We start from the raw sequence: 7,098 nt of genomic DNA, 5'->3' as shown, positions 1-7,098 counted from the left end.
GACGTGACCGGCATCGTGACGCTTCCGGAAGGCACGGAAATGGTTATGCCTGGCGACAACGTGACCGTTGACGTCGAGCTGATCGTTCCGATCGCGATGGAAGAAAAGCTTCGCTTCGCTATCCGCGAAGGCGGCCGCACCGTCGGTGCAGGCATCGTTGCTTCGATCATCGAGTAATTCATTCGGCTGCTCCGGTGGGGCAGCCGATTCGATGACATTATTATGATGCAGGCGGCGCAAGCCGCTTGCTTATTACACAGAAATGTTGCAAATGGCGCGCGAGCGCGATTTGCGTAACGCTTTGGATGACGAAGCGGCGACTAAACAAACAATAAGGTGGGTCAAAAGGCCCTGAAGAGTGGATAGGGGTGCCGTAACAGGCGTCTCTCTCGATCTTTGAAACCGGTGGTCCGCCTTAGGAAGAAAGAACAACCCGTGTCTTGCCTAAAGACATGTGGAAAAACAAACACAAGGATAACGTCGAATGAACGGCCAAAATATCCGCATTCGCCTGAAGGCGTTCGATCACCGGATTCTCGATGCTTCCACGCGCGAGATCGTGTCGACGGCGAAGCGCACCGGTGCTAGCGTCCGGGGCCCCGTTCCGCTTCCGACCCGCATCGAGAAGTTTACGGTCAACCGGTCCCCGCACATCGACAAGAAGAGTCGCGAACAGTTCGAGATGCGCACGCATAAGCGCCTGCTCGACATCGTAGATCCGACCCCGCAGACGGTAGACGCGCTGATGAAGCTCGATCTCGCCGCAGGTGTCGATGTTGAGATCAAGCTCTGAGCTTGCTCGAGCTGAGTTGGAAGGATTGAACCGATGCGTTCAGGTGTAATTGCACAGAAGGTGGGAATGACCCGCGTCTACAACGACGCCGGCGAGCATGTCCCGGTAACGGTACTGCGTTTGGAAGGCTGCCAGGTTGTGGCCCAGCGCACCGTAGAAAAGAATGGCTATACCGCGCTTCAGCTCGGTGCTGGCCAGGCCAAGGTCAAGAACACGTCCAAGGCCATGCGCGGCAACTTTGCCGTCGCTAACGTTGAGCCCAAGGCCAAGCTTCAGGAATTCCGCGTTTCGGAAGACCATCTGCTTGATGTTGGTACCGAGCTCAAGGCTGGTCACTTTGCCGCTGGTCAGCTCGTCGATGTCACCGGCACGACGATTGGTAAGGGCTTTGCCGGCGCTATGAAGCGCCACGGTTTCGGCGGTCTCCGCGCCACGCACGGTGTGTCCGTTTCGCACCGCTCGCATGGTTCGACGGGTTCGCGCCAGGATCCGGGCAAGGTTTTCAAGAACAAGAAGATGGCTGGTCACATGGGCCAGACGCGCGTGACGACGCAGAACCTTGAAGTGGTTTCGACCGATGAAGATCGCGGTCTGATCCTGATTAAGGGTGCAGTACCCGGTTCCAAGGGTGCCTGGATMATCGTGCGCGACGCCGTCAAGTCGGCAGCGAAGTAAGGGAGCCAGACCAATGGAATTGAACGTCAAGACCCTCGAGGGAAAAGACGCTGGGAAGGTTTCCCTTTCGGAAGCGATTTTCGGCCTTGAGCCCCGCGAAGATATTCTCGCCCGCGTTATCCGCTGGCAGCTTGCCAAGAAGCAGCAGGGCACGCACCAGGCAAAGGGCCGCGCAGACGTCTGGCGCACCGGCGCCAAGATGTACAAGCAGAAGGGTACGGGCCGCGCTCGTCACCATTCGGCTCGTGCTCCGCAGTTCCGCGGCGGTGGTAAGGCTCACGGCCCGGTTGCTCGCAGCCACGAACACGACCTTCCCAAGAAGGTTCGTGCACTTGGCCTGCGTCATGCGCTGTCTGCCAAGATCAAGGCAGACGAGCTGATCATCATCGATGATCTGGTCGCCAACGAAGCAAAGACGAAGGCTCTGGCCGGCGTATTCGCAACGCTGGGCCTCACCAACGCCCTCTTCATCGGCGGCGCCGAGCTCGACGGTAACTTCAAGCTCGCTGCACAGAACATCCCGAACATCGATGTTCTGCCGATCCAGGGCATCAACGTTTACGACATCGTCCGCCGCGGCAAGCTCGTGCTTTCCAAGGCTGCCGTTGAAGCGCTAGAGGAGCGATTCAAGTGACCGATCTCCGCCACTACGATGTGATCGTTTCTCCTGCGATCACCGAAAAGTCCACGCTGGTATCGGAAAACAACCAGGTTGTTTTCAATGTCGCCAAGAAGGCGACGAAGCCGGAAATCAAGGCTGCAGTCGAGGCGCTCTTCGGCGTCAAGGTAACCGCCGTCAACACTCTGCTGCGCAAGGGCAAGACCCGGCGTTTCCGCGGTTTTGTCGGCAAGCAGCAGGACGTGAAGAAGGCTGTCGTGACGTTGGCCGAAGGCCAGACGATCGACGTCTCCACCGGTCTCTGAGGATAGAAAAATGGCATTGAAAACATTCAATCCGACGACCCCGAGCCAGCGCCAGCTGGTCATCGTCGACCGTTCGGGCCTCTACAAGGGCAAGCCGGTCAAGTCGCTGACGGAAGGTCTGACCAAGAGCGGCGGTCGTAACAACCTCGGCCGCATCACGGCCCGCTTCATCGGCGGCGGTCACAAGCGTACCTATCGCATCATCGACTTCAAGCGTCGCAAGTTCGACGTCGAAGGCACCGTTGAGCGTATCGAATACGACCCGAACCGCACGGCTTACATCGCGCTCGTCCGCTACTCCGACGGCGAACAGGCCTACATCCTCGCTCCGCAGCGTCTTGCTGCCGGCGACAAGGTCATCGCTTCCGACAAGGCTGTCGACGTCAAGCCCGGCAACACGATGCCGCTGCAGTACATCCCGGTCGGCTCCATCATCCACAACGTGGAAATGAAGCCGGGCAAGGGCGGTCAGATTGCCCGCTCTGCCGGTTCCTACGCGCAGCTCGTCGGCCGTGACCAGGGAATGGCGATCCTTCGCCTGAACTCGGGCGAACAGCGCCTCGTGCACGGCACCTGCCTTGCTTCGATCGGTGCGGTGTCCAACCCTGACCATGCCAACATCAACGACGGCAAGGCCGGTCGTACTGTTTGGCGCGGCAAGCGTCCGCATAACCGCGGCGTCGTCATGAACCCGGTCGACCATCCGCACGGCGGTGGTGAAGGCCGCACCTCTGGTGGTCGTCACCCGGTTTCTCCGTGGGGCAAGCCGACCAAGGGCAAGCGCACCCGGTCGAACAAGTCGACCGACAAGATGATCATGCGCTCGCGTCATCAGCGTAAGAAGTAAGAGAGGAAGTCCTCAATGGCTCGTTCAGTATGGAAAGGTCCGTTTGTTGACGGCTATCTTCTCAAGAAGGCTGAGAAGGTTCGTGAAGGCGGACGTGCAGAAGTAATCAAGATCTGGAGCCGTCGCTCCACGATCCTGCCGCAGTTCGTTGGTCTCACCTTCGGCGTCTACAACGGCAGCAAGCATGTTCCGGTCAGTGTCAATGAAGACATGGTCGGTCACAAATTCGGTGAATTCTCTCCGACCCGTACCTATTACGGTCACGGCGCGGACAAGAAGGCAAAGAGGAAGTAACGATGGGTAAGGCTAAAGCCGAACGCCGGCTGAAGGACAACGAGGCGCAAGCAGTCGCCCGTACGCTCCGCGTCAGCCCACAGAAGCTCAACCTGGTTGCTGCGGCCATCCGCGGCAAGAAGGTCGAGCGTGCACTCGCTGAGCTGGAATTCTCCCGCAAGCGCATCGCAGGCGCCGTCAAGAAGACGCTCGAATCTGCGATCGCCAACGCCGAGAACAACCATGACCTCGACGTCGACGCTCTCGTCGTCGCCGAGGCCTATGTCGGCAAGTCGATTGTCATGAAGCGCTTCCACGCTCGTGGCCGCGGCCGCGCATCGCGCATCGAACGTCCGTTCGCTCACCTGACGATCGTCGTTCGTGAAGTGCAGGCACAAGAGGAGGCCGCATAATGGGTCAGAAAATCAATCCGATTGGTTTCCGTCTTGGCATCAACCGTACTTGGGATAGCCGCTGGTTTGCGGACAATGCCGAATACGGTCAGCTCCTGCACGAAGACCTGAAGATGCGTAAGTTCGTCATGAGCGAACTGAAACAGGCCGGTATCTCCAAGGTGGTCATCGAGCGTCCGCACAAGAAGTGCCGCGTCACGATCCACTCGGCCCGTCCGGGTCTGATCATCGGCCGCAAGGGCGCCGACATCGACAAGCTCCGCAAGAAGCTGTCGGAAATGACGAACTCCGAAACGCACCTCAACATCGTTGAAGTGCGCAAGCCGGAAATCGACGCAACGCTCGTTGCTCAGTCGATCGCCCAGCAGCTCGAGCGCCGCGTGGCTTTCCGCCGCGCCATGAAGCGCGCCGTTCAGTCCGCGATGCGTCTTGGCGCCGAAGGCATCAAGATCACCTGCGCAGGCCGTCTCGGCGGTGCAGAAATCGCTCGTACGGAATGGTACCGCGAAGGCCGCGTTCCGCTGCACACCCTGCGCGCTGACATCGACTACGGTACGGCTGAAGCCGAAACCGCATTCGGTATCTGCGGCATCAAGGTCTGGATCTTCAAGGGCGAAATCCTTGAGCACGATCCGATGGCTTCCGAACGCCGCGCGCTGGAAGGCGACGCACAGGGCCCGGCAAGCCGCGAACGCGACCGTGGCGATCGTCGCCGCGAACGCGACAACGCGTAATTAGCGCTGGCGAAAGATAAGCTCGGAGAAGTAAGAAAATGTTGCAGCCAAAGCGTACTAAGTACCGCAAGCAGTTCAAGGGCCGCATCAAGGGCGTTGCCAAGGGCGGTTCCGACCTTGCCTTCGGCGAATTCGGCCTGAAGGCTCAGGAGCCGAACCGCGTTAACGCTCGTGAGATCGAGGCGGCTCGCCGCGCGATCACGCGTTACATGAAGCGCGCCGGCCGTGTTTGGATCCGCGTGTTCCCGGACGTTCCGGTAACCGCAAAGCCTACCGAAGTCCGTATGGGTAAGGGTAAGGGTTCCGTGGAATACTGGGCATGCAAGGTCAAGCCTGGTCGTATGATGTTCGAGATCGACGGTGTCTCCGAGGAAATCGCGCGTGAAGCGCTTCGCCTCGGCTCGGCCAAGCTCTCGGTCAAGACGCGCTTTGTACAGCGCATCGCAGAGTAAGGAGAAGGCACGATGAAAGCCGAAGAAGTACGCGGCCTCACGGCCGACCAGCTCAAGGACAAGCTTGCCGACCTGAAGAAGGAGCAGTTCAACCTGCGCTTCCAGAAGGCGACCGGTCAGCTCGAAAAGTCCTCGCGCATCGATGAAGTTCGCAAGGACATCGCCCGCGTGAAAACCATTGCTCGCCAGAAGGCGGCGGAAGCAAAGGCGTAAAGGAAGAAAAACATGCCGAAGCGCATTCTGCAGGGCGTCGTCGTTGGCGACAAGAACGAGAAGACTGTCGTAGTTCGCGTTGAGCGCCGTTTCGCTCACCCGCTGCTCCAGAAGACCGTTCGTCGTTCCAAGAAGTACAAGGCCCACGACGAAAACAACCAGTACAAGATCGGCGATATCGTCTCCATCGAGGAGTGCGCGCCGATCTCCAAGGACAAGCGCTGGACGGTTATTGCCGCCCAGGCCAAGTAAGAATTTTGCGCGAGGCCTTGCGTCTCGCGGAAATTTCTATATGAAGCAGCGTCGGAACGCTCGAATGCCGGGCGTTCTTTTGCTTTAAGCGCACGGAAGGTCCCATCTGGGAAACCACCCTGGCAACGATCTATCCCGCGCTATTCAAGCTATTGCCGTGTTTTCGCTGTCCTTGTGACGAGCGGCCGGCAGACATTTTTCATAAGCCGGAAGAGGGGGCTTTGCCCAACCATTCCGGTAGGAACAAGAAGGCGACCTGATATGATTCAGATGCAAACAAACCTCGACGTCGCGGATAATTCCGGCGCACGTCGTGTCATGTGCATCAAGGTGCTGGGCGGCTCGAAGCGCAAGTATGCCTCGATCGGCGACGTCATCGTCGTTTCGATCAAGGAAGCTATTCCGCGCGGCCGTGTGAAGAAGGGTGACGTGATGAAGGCGGTTGTCGTTCGCACCGCCAAGGACATCCGTCGTCCGGATGGCTCTGTCATCCGCTTCGACACCAACGCAGCAGTCCTCATCGACAACAAAAAAGAGCCGATCGGCACCCGTATCTTCGGACCGGTTCCGCGCGAATTGCGTGCGAAGAACCACATGAAGATCATCTCGCTGGCTCCCGAAGTACTGTAAGGAGCGGGAACGATGCAGAAGATTCGTAAGGGCGACAAGGTCGTCATGCTCGCAGGCAAGGACAAGGGCCGCACTGGCGAAGTCATCCAGGTCCTGCCGAAGGAAGATCGCGCCGTGGTTCGCGGCGTTAACGTCGTAAAGCGCCACCAGCGTCAGACGCAGACCCAGGAAGCCGGGATCATTTCCAAGGAAGCTTCGGTCCACCTGTCCAACGTCGCCATCGTCGACAAGGACGGCAAGCCGACCCGCGTCGGCTTCAAGGTTGTTGACGGCAAGAAGGTCCGCGTGGCTAAGCGTTCGGGAGAAGTGATCGATGGCTGAGGCAAAGTACGAGCCGCGGCTCAAGAAGGAATATGTCGAGCGGATCCGTAAGGCGATGCAGGAGAAGTTCTCCTACGCCAACGAGATGATGATCCCGAAGCTCGACAAGATCGTTATCAACATGGGTGTGGGCGAAGCCACGGCTGATTCTAAGAAGCCGACCGTTGCTGCTGCCGACCTGGCTGCCATCGCTGGCCAGAAGCCGGTCATCACCCGCGCACGTAACTCTATCGCTGGCTTCAAGGTCCGCGAAAACATGCCGATCGGCGCGAAGGTCACCCTGCGCGGCGCCCGCATGTACGAGTTCCTGGATCGCCTGGTCAACATCGCGCTTCCGCGCGTTCGCGACTTCCGCGGCCTGAACCCGAAGAGCTTTGACGGCCGTGGCAACTTCGCCATGGGCATCAAGGAGCACATTGTGTTCCCAGAAATCAACTACGACAAGGTTGATCAGATGTGGGGCATGGACATCATCGTTTGCACGACGGCAACGACCGACGACGAAGCTCGGGCGCTCCTCACGGAGTTCAGCTTCCCGTTCCGTCAGTAACCGTAACGACGAGCGTAGAAA

Annotated in this window: 15 protein-coding genes; all 15 read left to right on the top strand. The window is 58.9% G+C overall.

The window, feature by feature from the left end; genetic code table 11:
- A partial coding sequence (locus AC1DTN_RS22620; RefSeq protein WP_477922660.1) for an EF-Tu C-terminal domain-related protein occupies nt 1-177 on the top strand: 177 nt, incomplete at its 5' end.
- A 307-nt stretch (nt 178-484) separates the two neighbouring features.
- Nucleotides 485-793 (top strand): 30S ribosomal protein S10, encoded by a 309-nt coding sequence (rpsJ, locus tag AC1DTN_RS22615; RefSeq protein WP_003547547.1) that lies wholly within the window; start codon nt 485-487, stop codon nt 791-793.
- 33 nt (nt 794-826) lie between these two features.
- Nucleotides 827-1,468: a 50S ribosomal protein L3 gene (rplC, locus tag AC1DTN_RS22610; RefSeq protein WP_007812859.1), complete on the top strand. Its 642-nt coding sequence runs from the start codon at nt 827-829 to the stop codon at nt 1,466-1,468.
- A 13-nt stretch (nt 1,469-1,481) separates the two neighbouring features.
- Nucleotides 1,482-2,102: a 50S ribosomal protein L4 gene (gene rplD / locus AC1DTN_RS22605; protein ID WP_007812861.1), complete on the top strand. Its 621-nt coding sequence runs from the start codon at nt 1,482-1,484 to the stop codon at nt 2,100-2,102.
- The gene (locus AC1DTN_RS22600; protein ID WP_007812862.1) at nt 2,099-2,392 is read left to right on the top strand and encodes a 50S ribosomal protein L23; all 294 of its coding nucleotides are present in this window, start codon (nt 2,099-2,101) and stop codon (nt 2,390-2,392) included. The genes rplD and AC1DTN_RS22600 overlap by 4 nt, the downstream gene beginning before the upstream one ends.
- A gap of 10 nt (nt 2,393-2,402) precedes the next feature.
- Nucleotides 2,403-3,239, top strand: a complete 837-nt coding sequence (gene rplB, locus AC1DTN_RS22595; protein ID WP_007812864.1) for a 50S ribosomal protein L2 — start codon at nt 2,403-2,405, stop codon at nt 3,237-3,239.
- A gap of 15 nt (nt 3,240-3,254) precedes the next feature.
- Nucleotides 3,255-3,533, top strand: a complete 279-nt coding sequence (gene rpsS, locus AC1DTN_RS22590; protein ID WP_007531666.1) for a 30S ribosomal protein S19 — start codon at nt 3,255-3,257, stop codon at nt 3,531-3,533.
- A gap of 2 nt (nt 3,534-3,535) precedes the next feature.
- Nucleotides 3,536-3,925 carry a 50S ribosomal protein L22 gene (gene rplV / locus AC1DTN_RS22585; RefSeq protein ID WP_007812866.1) on the top strand — a complete coding sequence of 130 codons (390 nt, stop codon included), beginning with the start codon at nt 3,536-3,538 and terminating at the stop codon, nt 3,923-3,925.
- Complete coding sequence (gene rpsC / locus AC1DTN_RS22580) at nt 3,925-4,659, top strand: 30S ribosomal protein S3 (RefSeq protein ID WP_007812868.1); 735 nt, start codon at nt 3,925-3,927, stop codon at nt 4,657-4,659. The genes rplV and rpsC overlap by 1 nt, the downstream gene beginning before the upstream one ends.
- Nucleotides 4,660-4,697: 38 nt before the next feature.
- Nucleotides 4,698-5,111 (top strand): 50S ribosomal protein L16, encoded by a 414-nt coding sequence (rplP, locus tag AC1DTN_RS22575; RefSeq protein ID WP_003573792.1) that lies wholly within the window; start codon nt 4,698-4,700, stop codon nt 5,109-5,111.
- Between the two features lie 12 nt (nt 5,112-5,123).
- Complete coding sequence (gene rpmC, locus AC1DTN_RS22570; protein WP_007812871.1) at nt 5,124-5,324, top strand: 50S ribosomal protein L29; 201 nt, start codon at nt 5,124-5,126, stop codon at nt 5,322-5,324.
- Between the two features lie 12 nt (nt 5,325-5,336).
- Nucleotides 5,337-5,576, top strand: a complete 240-nt coding sequence (rpsQ, locus tag AC1DTN_RS22565) for a 30S ribosomal protein S17 (protein ID WP_007812872.1) — start codon at nt 5,337-5,339, stop codon at nt 5,574-5,576.
- 261 nt (nt 5,577-5,837) lie between these two features.
- A complete protein-coding gene (gene rplN / locus AC1DTN_RS22560; protein WP_003573790.1) occupies nt 5,838-6,206 on the top strand; it encodes a 50S ribosomal protein L14 in 369 nt (122 codons plus the stop codon).
- Between the two features lie 12 nt (nt 6,207-6,218).
- Complete coding sequence (gene rplX / locus AC1DTN_RS22555) at nt 6,219-6,527, top strand: 50S ribosomal protein L24 (protein WP_037106636.1); 309 nt, start codon at nt 6,219-6,221, stop codon at nt 6,525-6,527.
- A complete protein-coding gene (gene rplE / locus AC1DTN_RS22550; protein ID WP_007812878.1) occupies nt 6,520-7,077 on the top strand; it encodes a 50S ribosomal protein L5 in 558 nt (185 codons plus the stop codon). Before rplX ends, rplE begins: the two co-directional genes overlap by 8 nt.
- Nucleotides 7,078-7,098: the final 21 nt, after the last annotated feature.

The organism is Rhizobium sp. 01T444 (assembly GCF_056398305.1).
Note: the sequence above shows the minus strand (reverse complement) of the source record. Positions and strands in the feature narration are given on the sequence as shown.

What these genes read in the sequence shown, in the direction of transcription:
- rpsJ (WP_003547547.1), top strand. Translation starts at nt 485, where the DNA reads ATGAACGGCCAAAATATCCGCATTCGCCTGAAGGCGTTCGATCACCGG.
- rplD (WP_007812861.1), top strand. Translation starts at nt 1,482, where the DNA reads ATGGAATTGAACGTCAAGACCCTCGAGGGAAAAGACGCTGGGAAGGTT.
- rplB (WP_007812864.1), top strand. Translation starts at nt 2,403, where the DNA reads ATGGCATTGAAAACATTCAATCCGACGACCCCGAGCCAGCGCCAGCTG.
- rpsS (WP_007531666.1), top strand. Translation starts at nt 3,255, where the DNA reads ATGGCTCGTTCAGTATGGAAAGGTCCGTTTGTTGACGGCTATCTTCTC.
- rplV (WP_007812866.1), top strand. Translation starts at nt 3,536, where the DNA reads ATGGGTAAGGCTAAAGCCGAACGCCGGCTGAAGGACAACGAGGCGCAA.
- rpsC (WP_007812868.1), top strand. Translation starts at nt 3,925, where the DNA reads ATGGGTCAGAAAATCAATCCGATTGGTTTCCGTCTTGGCATCAACCGT.
- rplP (WP_003573792.1), top strand. Translation starts at nt 4,698, where the DNA reads ATGTTGCAGCCAAAGCGTACTAAGTACCGCAAGCAGTTCAAGGGCCGC.
- rpmC (WP_007812871.1), top strand. Translation starts at nt 5,124, where the DNA reads ATGAAAGCCGAAGAAGTACGCGGCCTCACGGCCGACCAGCTCAAGGAC.
- rpsQ (WP_007812872.1), top strand. Translation starts at nt 5,337, where the DNA reads ATGCCGAAGCGCATTCTGCAGGGCGTCGTCGTTGGCGACAAGAACGAG.
- rplN (WP_003573790.1), top strand. Translation starts at nt 5,838, where the DNA reads ATGATTCAGATGCAAACAAACCTCGACGTCGCGGATAATTCCGGCGCA.
- rplX (WP_037106636.1), top strand. Translation starts at nt 6,219, where the DNA reads ATGCAGAAGATTCGTAAGGGCGACAAGGTCGTCATGCTCGCAGGCAAG.
- rplE (WP_007812878.1), top strand. Translation starts at nt 6,520, where the DNA reads ATGGCTGAGGCAAAGTACGAGCCGCGGCTCAAGAAGGAATATGTCGAG.